General features: G+C 61.9%; 16 protein-coding genes and 1 pseudogene. 14 read left to right on the top strand and 3 right to left on the bottom strand.

The genetic code is table 11. The features are described 5' to 3' along the window. Window positions 1-16: 16 nt before the first annotated feature. The 6 genes from FJ954_RS25455 to FJ954_RS25430 all read left to right on the top strand — a co-directional run bounded on the left by FJ954_RS25455 (window position 17) and on the right by FJ954_RS25430 (window position 4,444). Entirely contained in the window at window positions 17-724 is a 708-nt protein-coding gene (locus FJ954_RS25455) for a metal-dependent hydrolase (RefSeq protein ID WP_140664167.1), read from the top strand. A 24-nt stretch (window positions 725-748) separates the two neighbouring features. After that, the gene (locus FJ954_RS25450) at window positions 749-1,165 is read left to right on the top strand and encodes a hypothetical protein (RefSeq protein ID WP_140616363.1); all 417 of its coding nucleotides are present in this window, start codon (window positions 749-751) and stop codon (window positions 1,163-1,165) included. An 87-nt stretch (window positions 1,166-1,252) separates the two neighbouring features. Beyond that, window positions 1,253-1,540, top strand: a complete 288-nt coding sequence (gatC, locus tag FJ954_RS25445) for an Asp-tRNA(Asn)/Glu-tRNA(Gln) amidotransferase subunit GatC (RefSeq protein ID WP_015317757.1) — start codon at window positions 1,253-1,255, stop codon at window positions 1,538-1,540. A 7-nt stretch (window positions 1,541-1,547) separates the two neighbouring features. Then, entirely contained in the window at window positions 1,548-2,003 is a 456-nt protein-coding gene (locus FJ954_RS25440) for a GNAT family N-acetyltransferase (RefSeq protein WP_140664165.1), read from the top strand. Further along, a complete protein-coding gene (locus FJ954_RS25435; protein WP_140664162.1) occupies window positions 2,003-3,568 on the top strand; it encodes an amidase family protein in 1,566 nt (521 codons plus the stop codon). The genes FJ954_RS25440 and FJ954_RS25435 overlap by 1 nt, the downstream gene beginning before the upstream one ends. A 78-nt stretch (window positions 3,569-3,646) precedes the next feature. Further along, entirely contained in the window at window positions 3,647-4,444 is a 798-nt protein-coding gene (locus FJ954_RS25430; protein WP_140664160.1) for a YdcF family protein, read from the top strand. On the opposite strand, the gene FJ954_RS25425 is transcribed toward FJ954_RS25430, so the two are convergent. Beyond that, a complete protein-coding gene (locus FJ954_RS25425; protein ID WP_140664157.1) occupies window positions 4,417-5,133 on the bottom strand; it encodes a DUF599 domain-containing protein in 717 nt (238 codons plus the stop codon). The two genes, FJ954_RS25430 and FJ954_RS25425, sit on opposite strands and share 28 nt — an antisense overlap. Before the next feature lie 175 nt (window positions 5,134-5,308). Between FJ954_RS25425 and FJ954_RS25420 the strand changes: the two genes are divergently transcribed. The 3 genes from FJ954_RS25420 (at window position 5,309) to FJ954_RS25410 (ending at window position 8,200) form a co-directional block, all read left to right on the top strand. After that, a complete protein-coding gene (locus tag FJ954_RS25420) occupies window positions 5,309-6,712 on the top strand; it encodes an L-serine ammonia-lyase (protein ID WP_015317762.1) in 1,404 nt (467 codons plus the stop codon). Window positions 6,713-6,788: 76 nt separating this feature from the next. Continuing rightward, the gene (locus tag FJ954_RS25415) at window positions 6,789-7,226 is read left to right on the top strand and encodes a DUF1489 family protein (RefSeq protein ID WP_140664154.1); all 438 of its coding nucleotides are present in this window, start codon (window positions 6,789-6,791) and stop codon (window positions 7,224-7,226) included. Between the two features lie 272 nt (window positions 7,227-7,498). Continuing rightward, entirely contained in the window at window positions 7,499-8,200 is a 702-nt protein-coding gene (locus FJ954_RS25410) for a DnaJ domain-containing protein (protein WP_140664151.1), read from the top strand. Window positions 8,201-8,246: 46 nt separating this feature from the next. Here FJ954_RS25410 and FJ954_RS25405 read toward each other — a convergent pair whose 3' ends face one another. After that, entirely contained in the window at window positions 8,247-9,668 is a 1,422-nt protein-coding gene (locus FJ954_RS25405; protein WP_140664148.1) for a D-alanyl-D-alanine carboxypeptidase family protein, read from the bottom strand. Between the two features lie 284 nt (window positions 9,669-9,952). On the opposite strand from FJ954_RS25405, the gene FJ954_RS25400 reads away from it, so the two are divergent. From FJ954_RS25400 to FJ954_RS25380, 5 genes and pseudogenes are all read left to right on the top strand, one after another. Then, window positions 9,953-10,282 (top strand): phasin family protein, encoded by a 330-nt coding sequence (locus FJ954_RS25400; protein WP_015317766.1) that lies wholly within the window; start codon window positions 9,953-9,955, stop codon window positions 10,280-10,282. A 255-nt stretch (window positions 10,283-10,537) separates the two neighbouring features. Next, window positions 10,538-10,867, top strand: coding sequence for an ATP-dependent Clp protease adapter ClpS (clpS, locus tag FJ954_RS25395; protein WP_010909565.1), 330 nt, complete (start codon window positions 10,538-10,540; stop codon window positions 10,865-10,867). A gap of 6 nt (window positions 10,868-10,873) precedes the next feature. Then, window positions 10,874-13,342, top strand: a complete 2,469-nt coding sequence (gene clpA / locus FJ954_RS25390) for an ATP-dependent Clp protease ATP-binding subunit ClpA (protein ID WP_140664145.1) — start codon at window positions 10,874-10,876, stop codon at window positions 13,340-13,342. 61 nt (window positions 13,343-13,403) lie between these two features. Beyond that, window positions 13,404-14,038, top strand: a pseudogene (locus FJ954_RS25385) (chloramphenicol phosphotransferase). Between the two features lie 92 nt (window positions 14,039-14,130). Continuing rightward, on the top strand, window positions 14,131-15,081 hold the full coding sequence (locus tag FJ954_RS25380; RefSeq protein ID WP_140664142.1) for a phosphatase PAP2 family protein: 951 nt from the start codon (window positions 14,131-14,133) through the stop codon (window positions 15,079-15,081). On the opposite strand, the gene FJ954_RS25375 is transcribed toward FJ954_RS25380, so the two are convergent. Beyond that, window positions 15,073-15,507 carry an HIT family protein gene (locus tag FJ954_RS25375; protein WP_140664140.1) on the bottom strand — a complete coding sequence of 145 codons (435 nt, stop codon included), beginning with the start codon at window positions 15,505-15,507 and terminating at the stop codon, window positions 15,073-15,075. The two genes, FJ954_RS25380 and FJ954_RS25375, sit on opposite strands and share 9 nt — an antisense overlap. Window positions 15,508-15,676 lie beyond the last annotated feature (169 nt).

Below are 15,676 nucleotides of genomic sequence, written 5' to 3'. Positions count from 1 at the left end.
TCGAGGAAATGCATTCATGAAACTGACCTGGTATGGCCACTCGGCCTTCCGCATCGAAACCGGTGACGCGAAAATCCTCATCGATCCCTATCTGATCGGCAACCCGTCCTGGACGGGCGGGTGGGAAGGACCGGCCGAAGGGATCACGCATGTTCTTTTGACGCACGGGCACAGCGACCACATCAGCGGCGCGCTGGAAGTGCTCGGCAAGAGCGGCGCGCAACTGGTCGCCAATTTCGAGATCTGCATGTACCTTGTCGGCAGGGGCGTCAGCGACAAGAAGATCAATCCCGGCAACATTGGCGGCACGGTCGATTGCGGCGGTTTCACCTCCACTTTCGTTCAGGCGCTGCATTCATCCTCCTTTGGCGAAGAGGGCGGCAAGAACGTCTATCTCGGCAATCCGGGTGGGCTGGTCCTGCATTTCCCGGAAGACCAGACGCTCTACCACATGGGTGACACCGACATCTTTTCCGACATGGCGCTGATCAGTGAATTGCACGAGCCAAAGATTGGCATCGTTCCGATCGGCGATCGCTTCACCATGGGCGGTGCGGTGGCGGCCCTTGCCTGCCGCCGCTTCTTCAAATTCGAAACGGTCGTCCCTTGTCATTTCGGCACGTTTCCAATGATTGACCCGACGCCCGAGAAGTTTGAAGCCGGCCTGGAAGGATCTGGGGTCAAGCTTGCATTGCCGAAGATTGGTGAAACGATTACCATCTAGAAACAGCCAAAGCGGAACAAATCCATGGCATTAGGGCGATCTCTTTGCGTATCGATGTTTGTCGCGGCGTCGCCCGCGCTTGCCGCGGATGACTTCATCGAAGGTGTCTATCTCCAGTCGGAGGAACTCTGTACTCAGGCCAAAAAGGATACGCTGCAGACGCTGATCGATGCCGGCAACATCGTTCTTTCGAAGAACGGCCTGCAAGGCGTCGAATACAATTGCGAATTCGTTCAGGTCAGCAAGGCGACACGCTCGCCGAGCTGGGCTGTGACGGCGATCTGCCAGGAGCCGGGCTATGTCTTTCCTGACGTCCTGTCGGTGACGCAGATGAACCCGACGCAGGTCGATCTCGTGTCGGCCCGGCCGATCGACGATGAAAGCGAGGCGAGCGGCAACAGCGGCAGCTACTATCTGTGCGAGGGCATTGCCCTGCCATGAGGTTGTTGCCCGATTGTCGGGCGGCACATGTTGCGCGTCGCGCGCCGCGCCGCTATAGCCCGGACTGGTTTTCCCCGAGGCAAATACATGTCCGTTGATGTCAAGACAGTGAAGCGCGTGGCGCATCTCGCCCGCATCGCGGTGAGCGAGGAAGATGCCGAGCGTATGACCGGCGAGTTGAATGCCATACTGGGCTTCGTCGAGCAGTTGAACGAGGTCGATGTTTCCGGCGTCGAGCCAATGACGTCGGTGACGCCGATGGAAATGAAGAAGCGCGGCGATGTCGTCACCGACGGCAACAAGGCGGCCGACATCGTCGCCAACGCGCCCGCGACCGACGAGAATTTCTTCCTCGTGCCGAAGGTCGTGGAGTAAGGCACCGATGGCTATCGAGATCGCCATCGAAACGCCGCTGCAGGACGACGTGCGCGGCTTGGTCGCGGAACTCAACGCGACCTTGCTCGAACTGACGCCGCCGGAGCACTGCTACCACCTGACGGTCGAGCAGATGGCAGGCAAGGACACGACGGTTTTCATCGCTCGCGACAACGGCGTCGCCATTGGTTGTGGTGCACTCAAGCGCCATGATGATGCCATTGGCGAGGTCAAGCGTATGTACACGAGGCCTTCGCATCGTGGCCGCAAGATCGGCGCTGGAATCGTCCAACGGGTCGAGGCGCTGGCGCGCGATGAAGGGTTGAAGCGGCTGGTGCTGGAGACCGGCGATCGCCATCCCGCCGCCTGGACCGTCTATGAACGCGCCGGGTTCTCGCGCTGCGGCCCGGTGCTGGAATATCCCGATTCCGAGTGGTCGGTGTTTTACGAAAAGAGCCTTTGATGAGCGACCTGACCCATCTGATGATTTCGCAGGCCCGCGCCAAGCTGCGCGCCAAGGAAATCACCGCGACCGAGATCACCGAAGCCTATCTCTTGGCGATCGATCGCGCCAATCCGGCGCTCAATGCCTATGTGGCGGTGACGGGCGACAAGGCGCGCGACATGGCCAAGACGTCGGACGCCAGGCTGCTCAAGGGCGAGGGCGGTGCGCTGGAAGGCATTCCGCTCGGGATCAAGGACCTGTTCGGTACCGAAGGCGTCCACACCCAGGCCTGCAGCCACGTGCTCGACGGTTTCAAGCCGCGCTATGAATCAACGGTCACGTCCAACCTGTGGGCCGACGGCGCGGTCATGCTGGGCAAGCTCAATATGGACGAATTCGCCATGGGCTCGTCCAACGAGACCTCCTACTACGGCCCGGTCATCAACCCGTGGCGGCGTTCGCGCCTCGATACGGTGGTGATGCCGACGACGCATCAGGGTGATGGCGGCTTCGTCTCGGCAGGTGGCAAGAAAACCCAGCGTAGCCTCGACAATGCGCAGCTGGTGCCGGGTGGTTCTTCCGGTGGTTCGGCGACCGCCGTGTCGGCCTTCCTGTGTGCAGGCGCAACCGCCACCGACACCGGCGGTTCGATCCGCCAGCCAGCCGCGTTCACCGGGACCGTCGGCATCAAGCCGACCTATGGCCGCTGCTCGCGCTGGGGCATCGTCGCCTTCGCCTCGTCGCTCGATCAGGCCGGACCGATCGCCCGCGACGTGCGCGATGCCGCCATTCTCCTCAAATCCATGGCCTCGGTCGATCCCAAGGACACCACGTCCGTCGACCGGCCGGTGCCGGACTACGAGGCGGCGATCGGCAAGCCGATCAAGGGCATGAAAGTCGGCATTCCCAAGGAATACCGTGTCGACGGCATGCCGGAAGAGATCGAGGCGCTGTGGCAAAAGGGCATTGCCTGGCTCAAGGACGCGGGCGCCGAAATCGTCGACATCTCCCTGCCGCACACCAAATACGCGCTGCCGGCCTATTACATCGTGGCGCCCGCGGAAGCTTCTTCCAACCTCGCCCGCTATGACGGCGTCCGCTACGGCTTGCGCATGCCGGGCAAGGACATCGTCGAGATGTATGAGAAGACCCGCGCCGCCGGCTTCGGCCGCGAGGTGAAGCGCCGCATCATGATCGGCACCTATGTGCTGTCGGCCGGCTACTATGACGCCTACTACCTGCAGGCTCAGAAGGTGCGCAACCTGATCAAGCGCGACTTCGAAAATGTCTTCGCCGCCGGCGTCGATGTCATCCTGACACCTGCGACGCCGTCCGCTGCCTTCGGCATTGCCGACGAGGACATGGCCGCCGATCCGGTCAAGATGTACCTCAACGATATTTTCACGGTCACCGTGAACATGGCCGGCCTGCCCGGCATCGCAGTGCCCGCCGGCCTCGACCCCAAGGGGCTGCCGCTCGGCCTGCAATTGATCGGCAGGCCATTCGAGGAAGAGACGCTGTTCCAGACCGCCGCCGTCATCGAGCAGGCGGCCGGCACATTCCAGCCGGAGAAGTGGTGGTAAGGGTATCGCTCGCCTGACGCATGGTCCTGAAAATCGCGATCGATTTTGGTCAGCCTTGCGGGCTGTAATGAGTGAGCGATGTTCTACTATCTTTCCAAGATATTCTGGTTCTTCATCCAGCCGCTCAACCTGACGATCTTCCTGCTTTTGGCAGGGCTGCTCGCCGGGATGGCCGGCCGGCGGCGACTTGCCGTCAGCGGCGGCGTGCTGGCGTTTCTGATCCTCGCGCTGTCGGCCTGGACGTCACTTGGAGCGATAATGCTCAATCCGCTGGAGGAACGCTTTCCCAGGCCGCCGCTGCCGGAGAAGGTAGACGGCATCGTCGTGCTCGGCGGCGGCTTCGAGGGCGCTATCAACCTTGTGCGCGGCGGCTATGAATTGAACAGCAGCGGCGATCGCATGGTCGAGACCGCGATCCTCGCCCGGCGTTTCCCGCAGGCAAAGGTGGTGGTCTCCGGTGGAAACGGTTCACTGTTCTTCGACGGCGAAGGTGATGCCGACACCGCGCCGCGCCTGCTCGAGGCGCTGGATGTCCAGGCCGACCGGCTGCTCCTCGAAGACAAATCCCGCAACACTTACGAGAACGCGGTCTTCAGCCGCGAACTGGTCAAGCCCAAACCGGGCGAGACATGGCTTTTGGTGACATCAGCCTTTCACATGCCGCGCGCCAAGGCCCTGTTCGACAAGGCAGGCTTTCCAACTGTCCAATGGCCGGTCGACTATCGCACCTCGGGTCGGGAAGGCGTCGGCTTGTTTAGCGACAATGCAGCCGATTCGCTGCAGAACACGACCATCGCGGTTCGCGAATGGATCGGGCTTTTCGCCTATTGGCTTTCCGGGCGCATCGATCAGCCGTTTCCGACGCCCGGCGGCTGACCGATCACCGCGCGCCGCGCCGCGGAGAAGAACTGCCGCCGTACCAGGACGGCCAGCAGCAGAAGCGTCGACAGCACGAACACCAGGGGATCGACGAACCAGCCGAGATAGCCGATCGAGAAGAACACGCCGCGCAGGCCCGAGTTGAAATGCTTGCCAGCCAGCATGTTCATTTGCGTCGCGCGCCACACAGCCGTTTGCGTGAGGGGATTGCGGGAGGCTTCGCCATGCGGGATCGGCACGGCGCCGATCAGGATCGAACAGTAGTTGAACAGCCTGTAGGCCCAGCCGAATTTGAAGAAGGAAAAAGCCAGGATCAGCACCAGTCCCAGCACCTTGATCTGAAAGGCCGAGCGCGACGGCGCGCCGCCCAAGGGCAGGGTGCTCAGCACCTCAAGCACCCGGTCCGACGCGCCAAGCAGGGCGAAGCAGCCGCCGAGCGCGATCAGCGAACTGGAGGCGAAGAAGGCTGTTCCCTGCTGCAGGCCGCTCATGATGGCGGTGTCGACGATGCGGATCTCGCGCTCGGCCATGGTGCGCATCCAGGCCTCGCGTTGCGCATTCATGGCGGTGGTCAGCGACACGCGGCTGACCAGGTGGCCGTCCGAGGCGAGCGTGTGCAGCACCCATGCGAGGAGGAAAAAGCTCAGCGCCGCGAGATCGGCCGTCGAAAGATAGGAATCGCCCATGGCGCCGAATCTACCATATTCGGCCCGGTTGCTTCGATGACCTTGCACGGCGCGTTGCACTCGATGTCGCTGCCGGAGCAAACAAGGTCGGCAGGTGCTGCGCCGCGATTGTCAAAAGAGCGGAAACATCCCGGGAATTCCTATATGTAGTCCTCGACGTGACCCAGGAGACAGCGTGTTCCTTTCGGTTTTCGACCTGTTCAAGATCGGCATCGGCCCCTCGAGCTCGCACACGATGGGACCGATGACGGCTGCGCGCCGCTTCCTCGACGAGGTCGCGAGCGACGACTGGCCGCGTCCCGCCGGCGCCAAGGTCGATCGCATCGGCGCCAGCCTGCATGGCTCGCTCGCCTATACCGGCATCGGCCATGGCAGCGACCGTGCCGTCATTCTCGGCCTTGCCGGCCAGACGCCACAAACGGTCGACCCCGACCGAGCCGACGACATTGTCAGCCGCATCACCGCCGACAAGCTGGTTTCACCGCCCGGCCACCCCTCCTACCATTTCGATCCGGCCACCGATCTGGTTCTCGACCGCAAGACGCCGCTCACCGGCCATGCCAACGGCATGGCGTTCTACGCTTACGACGCCGGCGGCCGGTTGCTGCTCAAGCGCATCTACTATTCGATCGGCGGCGGCTTCGTGGTTTCGGAAGAAGAGCTGCAACGGATGAAGTCGAAGGGCTCGGTCACAACCGAGGGCAAGAAAGTGCCGTATCCCTTCAAGAATGCTGTCGAGATGCTGAAGATGGCGGCCAGGAGCGGCCTTTCCATTGCCGAAATGAAGCGCGTCAACGAGGAGACGCAGATGTCGCGCGAGGCGCTCGACACCGGCCTCGACGCGATATGGGACGCCATGAAGGGCTGCATCGACCGCGGCCTGTCGCAGGATGGCATCATGCCCGGCGGCCTGAAGGTGCGCCGCCGCGCCAGGCAGCTCCACGACAAGCTGCAAGAGCAGTGGCAACAGAACCGGCCGAACCCGCTACTCGCCAATGACTGGCTGTCGATCTATGCGATGGCGGTCAACGAGGAGAATGCGGCCGGCGGGCGTGTCGTCACCGCGCCGACCAATGGTGCCGCCGGCACGCTGCCGGCGGTGCTGCGTTATTGGCTGCATTTCCATCCCGAGGCCGACCAGCCGAGCATTCGCGACTTCCTGCTGACGGCAGCGGCCGTCGGCGGCATCATCAAGTCCAATGCGTCGATATCGGGCGCCGAGGTAGGATGCCAGGGCGAGGTCGGTTCCGCCTCGGCGATGGCTGCGGCCGGCCTGTGCGCGGTCATGGGCGGCACGCCCGAGCAGGTCGAGAATGCTGCCGAAATCGCCTTGGAACACCATCTCGGCATGACTTGCGACCCGGTCGGCGGGCTAGTCCAGGTGCCCTGCATCGAGCGCAACGCATTGGGTGCCGTCAAGGCGGTGACGGCCGCGTCACTGGCCATCAAAGGCGACGGCGTGCATTTCGTGCCGCTTGATGCGGCGATCGAGACGATGCGCCAGACCGGCCTCGACATGAACGAAAAGTACAAGGAAACCAGCCTTGGCGGCCTGGCGGTCAATGTCGTTGAGTGTTGAGGGCTGGCCCAAGCCGGCACTGTGGAGAAGTCCGTCAGGCCGTTGACGTCCCGGCGCTCCGGACTAACCTTGGGCGATGGCTCTCAATCTCCTAAAGCTTTGCGTCGGTTGCGACAGTGTCGAGGATCTCGAAGAGTGGATCGCCTTCCGCCTTGACGAGCGCCGCCGTGCCGGCGAACCAGCCGAACACTGGCACACCACCCGCATGATGCCGACACGTGGCGACGAGGTCACCGATGGCGGTTCGCTCTACTGGGTGATCAAGGGCAGCGTGCAGTGCCGCCAGTTGATCACGGAAATCCGGCCGTTCACCGATGACGACGGCATTGGCCGCTGCCATTTGATGCTCGATCCCAAGGTGGTGCGCACCGACTGGCAGCCGCGCCGCGCCTTCCAGGGCTGGCGTTACCTGAAGCCGGCGGACGCCCCGGCCGACCTCGGCAAGGGCAAGGCGGGATTGGTCGAGATGCCGCCGAAACTCAGGCGCGAGCTGGCCGACCTCGGCCTGCTCTAGGGCTTGAGCGAAGGATTGCCTACTGCCGCGCCCGCGTTTTCTGGCCCTCAATCTTGCCCCGCGCTGGACTTGCAAGCGATGCGACGACGCCACATCTTGAAATCCATGCGCGATGAAGAACTGTCGACACAGGCTGCTGTGCTTTGGAGGATCAGTTCGCATGATGGTCCTCCTTCCCGCCCGATTAAAGGCCATGATTCTGGCGCAGGAAAAGTGTTGAAGGACATCACGCGGCTGTCCGAGCGGACAGGACCCCTGCGGGGCGGTGCGAAATGTTAGGCGCAATTATCATCGTGGTCGCGTTGTTGCTGGTGCTGCTGGGGGTAGCCACCGCATTTCTCCGCGCGGATCCGGCGCAACTCGCAAGCGGAATGAGAAAATTGGGACCGATCCTGCTGGCGCTGGTGGGTGGCGCCGTGCTCCTGGTCGGGCGCCAAGGCATCGGCGGCATCATCCTGTTCGTGGCAATCGCCTGGTACGGCGCCATGCATACGGGCGGGCCAAAGGCCAGACCGGGTGCTGGAAAACGCTCAACGGTGCGGACGGCGGCACTCGAGATGGAACTCGATCACAATACTGGCGGCCTGGAAGGGCTGGTGCTGGCCGGCCGCCATGATGGCAAGATGCTTGGCTCGATGACCCTTGCGCAATTGCAGCATCTCTACCGTGAACTCTCCGGCGATCCGGAGAGCCGGCAGTTGCTAGAGACGTATCTTGACGGCAGATTTCCCGTCTGGCGCAAATACGCTGAGACGAACGGTGGCGAAGGGCTGGGTGTTGCGCCAGGTCCGGGCGCCATGACTAAGGAGGAGGCCTACAAGGTCCTTGGTCTTGAAGCGGGGGCCGCCGCGGCGGATGTCCGCAAGGCGCACCGCCGCCTGATGCAGCGCCTGCACCCCGATCTCGGCGGCACGTCTTTCCTGGCGGCGCGGATTAACGAAGCCAAGGACGTCTTGCTCTCCAATCACAACTAGTCTCCTTCGACGCAAAAATTTTCCGGGAGATATCTTCCACGCAGTCCTATTGCTGGACGGCGTAGCACTCGATTTTCTTCTTCTTCAAAGCGGTGCAGGCCTTCCAGGCGGCATCCTTGGACCCAAAGCCGCCGAAGCGAGCGCGGTAGTAGGTGGCGCCGTCCTTGTCGAAAGCGACGGTGAAGCCGGAAGCGTTGGCCAGCACCTTGGGAGCCTGCTTGGTGGTCTTGTCGAGGAAAGCCTGGGCTTCGGACTGCTTCGGCGAGGAGGCAACCTGGATGGCCCAGCCTGACGGAACCGACGCGGTGCTGACCGGATCAACGGCCGGGGTGGGCTCGGCATAGGCGGCCACGACCTGGGCGGTGGCGACCTTGGGAGCGGAGACGATGACCGTCTTTACCTTCTTTGCCGGGACAACCAGCTTGGGTGCCTCCGCCTCGGCTGTATCCTCGTCCTCGCTGTCGCCCTGGGCAACGGTCGCGTCGTCGGCGACGGCCGTATCGGCTTCCGCCACGGCCACCGGCTTTTCGTCCGGGGTCGGCGCGTCATGCTTGGGCAGGAGAACCTTTGCAAGTGCGCTGATGGGGTTGCTGTCCGCCTTGGCGACGAGGTCGCCGCCACCGCGGGTCGATGCCCTCGGCAAATAGGTGTTGATCAGGCCCGCCATCTGGTTGTCTCGGCTGCCGCCCGACGTGCCGCCCATGACAACGGCGACCAGGCGGCGGTTGCCGTCATTAACGGACGAGACGAGATTGAAGCCGGAGGCGCGGGTATAGCCGGTCTTGATGCCGTCGACGCCCTTGATGCGTCCGAGCAGACGGTTATGGCCATTGATGCGCTGGCGACCGTAGAGAAAGGATCGCTGCGCGAAATAGCCGTAGTACTGGGGAAAATGTTCCCTGAGCGCAATGCCGAGCGTGGCCATGTCGCGCGCGGTGGTGAACTGTCCCGGATCCGGCAGGCCGTTGGCGTTGCGGAAGACCGTGCCGTTCATGCCGAGCTGCCGCGCCTTGGCCGTCATCATGCGGGCGAAGTTGGTTTCGTTGCCGCCGAGCATTTCGCCGAGCGCGGTCGCCGAGTCGTTGGCCGACTTCGTCACGATCGACAGGATCGCGGTCTCGACCGCCACCGATCCACCAGGCTTCACGCCGAGCTTGGTCGGCGCCTCGGCTGACGCATGTGCCGAAAACACGACTGGCGAGTTTCTGCTGATCTTGCCCTTCGCCATCGCTTCGAAGGTCAGATAGAGCGTCATCATCTTGGTCAGCGAAGCGGGATAGCGCCGGCCATCGGCATTAGCCGAGTAAAGCACCTTGCCGGTTTTGGCATCGACGACGATGGCCGCGGATTTCGCCGCGAGCGACGAAGCGACGTCCGCGACGACGAATGTCATCGCCATGGCGAGGATCATGATCGTTTTAAGAGGGAACGCGGATTTGAAAACGAAGCCCGACAACGCCTGACGCACTGGTAGTTCCTTTGAATTTCTCGTTGCGCTGGAGGCGGCAAAGGGATCCTGCCTCACTTCCGGCCAAGCTAGCGGGGCAGCGTTACCAATCCGTTTATGGTAACCGCCGCGTTCACCATTTTCTGGGGGTTTGAGCCTTCCTTTATTCGAATTTTAGCCATTGCCGCTGCCCGCAGGGTCGCGAGCCCCCGACTTCTTGACTTTTGTGCGCTGCACAATATATATTATGCATTGCACAACGGCGCTCGGGGCAGGGCGCGTCAACCGTCCAGGGAGAGTACGAAATGACCCAGACCTATGAGGACTTCAGCAAATACGGCAAGGAGTTCGCCGACACCGGATTGAAGAGCTTCGCCTCCTTGTCCAAGGGCGCGCAGGCGATCGCCACCGAGGCCGGCGAATACACCAAGAAGAGCTTCGAAGCCGGCAGCGTCGCGTGCGAGAAGCTGTTCTCGGCCAAGTCGCTGGACAAGGCGATCGAGATTCAATCCGACTATGCCAAGCAGTCCTACGAGGCGTTCGTCGCCGAGGCTACCAAGATTGGCGACCTCTATGCCGAACTCGCCAAAGAGGCCTACAAGCCGTTCGAATCGATCGTTGCCAAGGCAAAATAATTTTTCGCCCGTGAATTAAAATCCGGCCCTTTGGGCGCGGGACAAAACCCGACCGCGGAAACGCGGCCGGGTTTTTTCATGCCAGCGCTTCACGATTGCGAAAAACCGCCAGGTTGATCACCTAGCCATATTGTCAGCTAACCAGAAGGGCTTAAAATCGTCCATCGAACACCTACATGTTGAACTCGCATGAGGATTCGAAAGAGGCAGGATTACGTGACGATCGGTTTGACTGCCACGAGACAAGTGGCGCGGATGCAAAACGGCGGCGGCGACGGCAATGAGGCCGGCCGCGGGACGGCCGTCATTACGCGCACCAAAACCAAAACCAAGAAGCCCAGCCTTTACCGGGTCCTCATCCTCAACGACGACTACACTCCGATGGAGTTCGTGGTTCACGTGCTGGAACGTTTTTTCCAGAAGGACCGCGAAGCCGCCACACGCATCATGCTTCATGTTCACAATCATGGAGTGGGCGAGTGCGGGGTCTATACATTCGAGGTGGCCGAGACCAAAGTGTCTCAGGTCATGGATTTCGCCCGACAGAATCAGCATCCGCTGCAATGCGTGATGGAGAAGAAGTGAGGTAACATGCCGGCTTTCTCCCAAGGCCTGGAAAAGGCGCTTCACCAGGCGCTGACGCTCGCCAATGAGCGGCACCATGAATATGCAACCCTTGAACATTTGCTGCTCGCGCTCATCGACGACACCGAGGCGGCCGCCGTCATGCGCGCCTGCAACGTCGATCTCGACGAGCTGAAGCATACCGTTCTCACCTATATCGATACCGAGCTCGACAATCTGGTTACCGGCTACGACGAGGACTCCAAGCCGACCGCCGGCTTCCAGCGCGTCATCCAGCGCGCGGTGATCCATGTGCAGTCATCGGGTCGCGAGGAAGTGTCTGGTGCCAACGTGCTCGTGGCGATCTTCGCCGAGCGCGAAAGCCATGCCGCTTATTTCCTGCAGGAACAGCAGATGACCCGCTACGACGCGGTCAACTACATCTCGCATGGCATCGCCAAGCGTCCGGGCGCGTCGGAGAGCCGCAGCCCGCGCGGTGCCGATGACGAGCAGGGCGGCCCGAACGGCGCCGAGCCACAGGAGGAGGGCGGCAAGAAGAAGCAGCAACAGGACGCGTTGACCGCTTATTGCGTCAACCTGAACAACAAGGCCAAGGCCGGCAAGATCGATCCGCTGATCGGCCGCGAAGGCGAGATCAACCGCACCATCCAGGTGCTGTGCCGCCGTTCCAAGAACAACCCGCTCTATGTCGGTGACCCCGGTGTCGGCAAGACGGCGATCGCCGAAGGGCTGGCCAAGCGCATCGTCGAGGGCGACGTGCCGGAAGTGCTGCACAATGCCACCATCTTCGCGCTCGACATGGGCACGCTGTTGGCCGGCACGCGCTATCGTGGCGATTTCGAGGAACGGCTGAAGCAGGTCGTCAAGGAACTCGAGGATTATCCGGGTGCCGTGCTGTTCATCGACGAGATCCATACGGTGATCGGCGCCGGCGCCACTTCGGGCGGCGCCATGGATGCGTCGAACCTGTTGAAGCCGGCGCTGTCTTCCGGTGCGATCCGCTGCATCGGTTCGACCACCTACAAGGAGTTCCGCCAATTCTTCGAGAAGGACCGTGCCTTGGTGCGGCGCTTCCAGAAGATCGACGTCAATGAGCCGACCGTCGAGGACGCCATCGAGATCATGAAGGGCCTGAAGCCCTATTATGAGGAATTTCACAAGGTGAAGTTCACCAACGAGGCGATCAAGGCCTCGGTGGAACTGTCGGCGCGCTACATCAACGACCGCAAGCTGCCGGACAAGGCGATCGACGTGATCGACGAGACCGGCGCCTCGCAGATGCTGGTGCCGGAAGCCAAGCGCAAGAAGACGATCGGCATCAAGGAGATCGAAGCGACGATCGCCACCATGGCGCGTATTCCGCCGAAGACGGTTTCGGCCGATGACGAGAAGGTGCTGCAGGGCCTGGACATTGAGCTCAAGCGCGTCGTCTACGGCCAGGACACCGCCATTACGGCGCTGACCTCGGCGATCAAGCTGGCACGGGCCGGCCTGCGCGAACCGGAAAAGCCGATCGGCTCGTACCTGTTCTCGGGCCCGACCGGCGTCGGCAAGACGGAGGTCGCCAAGCAGTTGGCCGCCTCGCTCGGCGTCGAACTGATCCGCTTCGACATGTCGGAATATATGGAACGCCACACCGTCTCGCGGCTGATCGGCGCGCCTCCCGGCTATGTCGGTTTCGACCAGGGCGGCCTATTGACCGACGGTGTCGACCAGCATCCGCACTGCGTGCTGCTGCTGGACGAGGTCGAAAAGGCGCATCCGGACCTGTTCAACATCCTGTTGCAGGTGATGGACCACGGCAAGCTGACCGACCATAATGGCAAGCAGATCGACTTCCGCAATGTCATCCTGATCATGACCACCAACGCGGGCGCATCCGATGCGCAGCGCGCGGCGATCGGTTTCGGTTCGACCAAGCGCGAAGGCGACGATGTCGAGGCGATCAACCGGCTGTTCACGCCGGAATTCCGCAACCGTCTCGATGCGATCATACCGTTCGGCTCGCTGCCGGTGCCGGTGATCCATCAGGTGGTGCAGAAGTTCGTCATGCAGCTGGAAGCCCAGCTCTCCGAGCGTGGCGTCACCTTCGACCTGTCGCCGGACGCGATCGCATGGCTTGCCGACAAGGGTTATGACGAACGCATGGGCGCGCGTCCGCTTGGCCGCGTCATCCAGGAGCACATCAAGAAGCCGCTGGCCGACGAGGTGCTGTTCGGCAAGCTGAAGAAGGGCGGCACGGTGCGCGTCACCGTCGAGAAGAAGGAAACTGGCGAGACCGGCCTGAAGCTCGAATCGCTCGCCGACGAGGCACCGGTGAAGCCGAAGAAGGAAGAGCCCGAAGACGCGCCGAAGCCGCCCAAGGCGGTGGCCAAGAAGCCCGCGGCCAAGAAGGTCGTCGCGCAGAAGCCGGAGCCCAAGGGCAAGGATGGTGGCAAACGCAGCCTGGTGCCGCAATTGCCCCGCAAAGGCTGAACAGTCACCCCCTCGAAAAGCCCCGGCAACGGGGCTTTTTTCGTTGGAGAAGAGGCGATCCATGGTCGGGCAAATCATCATCCTGAACGGCGCGCCGCGATCGGGAAAATCAAGCACCGTCCAGGCCATTCAGGAGCATTTCGATGGCGTCTGGATGAATCTCGGCGTGGATGTTTTCGAGCAGGCCACGCCGCCACGATGCCGGCCTGGAATAGGACTGCGGCCGGGCGGCGAGCGTCCGGACCTCGATGGCCTTGGCCGGAATTATACGCCGCTCTCTACGAGTCGATCGCCGCCCACAGCCGGCTGGGACTGAACGTCGTGGCGTATGTTGGTCACCACGACGCCTATTCGAAGCCCTTTGATTGCCTTGCCGACTGTGCTCGTCGTCTCGTCGGCCTTCCGGTACTATTTGTGGGTATTCGCTGCCCGATCGGAATCATCATGCAGAGGCGTGCCGCCACTGCGACGGCGAGGGGGTATGTGACCGGCTCGCCTGACGATCCCGTGCCGTTGCCGGTGCGCCTGTGGCAAGAGGAGGTGCACCGGCCAGGCGTATACGATCTGGAAGTCGACACGTCGCTGCTGACGCCTGCACAATGCGCGGATGCGATCCGCAAACGGCTGCGGCAACATGCAGAGCATCCGACGGCGTTTGAGAAGCTTTCGGCTGTCTCCACGACCAAACCATTCTGATCACGCGTCCTGGCGGGCGATGGGAATGGATTTCAGCCGGCTGACGGTTGTGTTTTCATTCTGAATTAACGTCCTTCGTGCAGATTTGACGAATGGTTCTCCTCCCTGCAGAACGCACGATATTGGCGGCTACCCTGGCGCTGGTGGCGGTTTGCCTTTTTCTTGTTTGGGAGAAAGGAACCGTCGTCTCGCTCGACGGATATATTCCTTCCGCTTATTTTGCCGTTCTCTTGATAATCATCGGCCAGTTCTACCGTCGGGTCCGCAAGGCGGAGCGCGTTGCCCTCACCACACACATTCTGGCGCTGTTCATCGCCTATTCCGTGCCTGCCGCCCTTTTCAACATACTGTTGCTGCCGCGGCCATCGGAGCCGATCGACGCCATGCTTGTCCGGATGGATTCGTGGCTGGGATATTCCTGGCCGGGCTTTTGCGCCTGGATTGCGCAATATCCCCGCCTCTCGGATTTGCTTCGGCAAATCTACAACCTGACGCTGGCCCAGTTGCTGTTCACGTTTCTCTTCCTCGGCATGGCGAACGACCGGCGCCGCCTGCATGCGGCCGCATTGGGGACAGTAATAGCATCACTGGCGACCATATTCTGCTGGGCGCTGTTCCCGTCCGCCGGCGCCGCCGGCTACTGGACGCTGGCGCCGGAGGTGGACCGTATTGTCCGGCCGGTCGTAAGCTCGGCTTATGGCACGGAATTGAATCGCCTGTTCGCCAGGGGCGTACCGGATGTTTCCAGCCTGAAAGTAACCGGTCTCATTGGGTTTCCTTCGTTTCATACCGTCATGGCGCTGATTTCGCTGATCGCGATCTGGCCCTACAGGCCGATGCGTTTTGCATTGATCCTGATCAGTGCCGCCTTGTTGCCTGCGATCCTCATCCAAGGCGGGCACAATCTGATGGATGTGTTCGGTGGAACGACGATCACGCTGATATCCTGGCGGCTCGGGTTAATGGTTTTCGATACGCAACTGCGCAATCTCCGCGGAAGTCCGCAGGTGCTGGCAACCGCTGGAAGCCAGGCGTCAGGATAACGCCAACGCCGCTTTTATCCGGCGGGCGTTCTCAGCCAGCACCTCAGGCTTCTCTATTTCGCCCGAATGCGGCTTCAGCGGGATGCCATCGAAACGCGGAATGACGTGGACGTGGAGGTGATAGACAGTCTGCCCCGAAGCAGGCTCGTTGAATTGAATGATGGTGACACCGTCGGCGTCGAAGGCTTTTTTGACCGCTCGGGCCACTTTCTGAACAACCGTGAAAAGCGGGCCGAAGGTCAACGGATCGGCGTCGAGCAAGTTGCGCGACGGCGCTTTCGGCACCACCAGCGTATGGCCGGGTCCTTGCGGCATCACGTCCATGAAGGCCACTACGGCGTCATCTTCGTAAACGCGGTGCGAAGGAATTTCTCCACGCAGGATCTTTGCGAAAATGTTGTCTGTGTCATAGGCGGTTTCGGCCATGGCGAACGCTCCGGATTGTGCCTCGCCGTCCCGTGTAGCGAAGCTCTTCCGGAGCGGCAAGACTATGGCCGACGTGATCGGCCATCCCAAATTCGACAAGCGCGTCATGAAGCGCCTTTTGCGCTGCGATGGTGCTTACGCACCCATGGCCGGGGCATGGCACGCCAAA

Source organism: Mesorhizobium sp. B2-3-15, from assembly GCF_006442875.1.
Classification (GTDB): Bacteria; Pseudomonadota; Alphaproteobacteria; order Rhizobiales; family Rhizobiaceae; genus Mesorhizobium; species Mesorhizobium australicum.
Note: the sequence above shows the minus strand (reverse complement) of the source record. Positions and strands in the feature narration are given on the sequence as shown.

Coding starts and splice junctions, on each gene's coding strand:
- FJ954_RS25455 (WP_140664167.1), top strand. CDS start 17: ATGAAACTGACCTGGTATGGCCACTCGGCCTTCCGCATCGAAACCGGT.
- FJ954_RS25450 (WP_140616363.1), top strand. CDS start 749: ATGGCATTAGGGCGATCTCTTTGCGTATCGATGTTTGTCGCGGCGTCG.
- gatC (WP_015317757.1), top strand. CDS start 1,253: ATGTCCGTTGATGTCAAGACAGTGAAGCGCGTGGCGCATCTCGCCCGC.
- FJ954_RS25440 (WP_140664165.1), top strand. CDS start 1,548: ATGGCTATCGAGATCGCCATCGAAACGCCGCTGCAGGACGACGTGCGC.
- FJ954_RS25435 (WP_140664162.1), top strand. CDS start 2,003: ATGAGCGACCTGACCCATCTGATGATTTCGCAGGCCCGCGCCAAGCTG.
- FJ954_RS25430 (WP_140664160.1), top strand. CDS start 3,647: ATGTTCTACTATCTTTCCAAGATATTCTGGTTCTTCATCCAGCCGCTC.
- FJ954_RS25425 (WP_140664157.1), bottom strand. CDS start 5,133: ATGGGCGATTCCTATCTTTCGACGGCCGATCTCGCGGCGCTGAGCTTT.
- FJ954_RS25415 (WP_140664154.1), top strand. CDS start 6,789: ATGGCTCTCAATCTCCTAAAGCTTTGCGTCGGTTGCGACAGTGTCGAG.
- FJ954_RS25410 (WP_140664151.1), top strand. CDS start 7,499: ATGTTAGGCGCAATTATCATCGTGGTCGCGTTGTTGCTGGTGCTGCTG.
- FJ954_RS25400 (WP_015317766.1), top strand. CDS start 9,953: ATGACCCAGACCTATGAGGACTTCAGCAAATACGGCAAGGAGTTCGCC.
- clpS (WP_010909565.1), top strand. CDS start 10,538: ATGCAAAACGGCGGCGGCGACGGCAATGAGGCCGGCCGCGGGACGGCC.
- clpA (WP_140664145.1), top strand. CDS start 10,874: ATGCCGGCTTTCTCCCAAGGCCTGGAAAAGGCGCTTCACCAGGCGCTG.
- FJ954_RS25380 (WP_140664142.1), top strand. CDS start 14,131: ATGGTTCTCCTCCCTGCAGAACGCACGATATTGGCGGCTACCCTGGCG.
- FJ954_RS25375 (WP_140664140.1), bottom strand. CDS start 15,507: ATGGCCGAAACCGCCTATGACACAGACAACATTTTCGCAAAGATCCTG.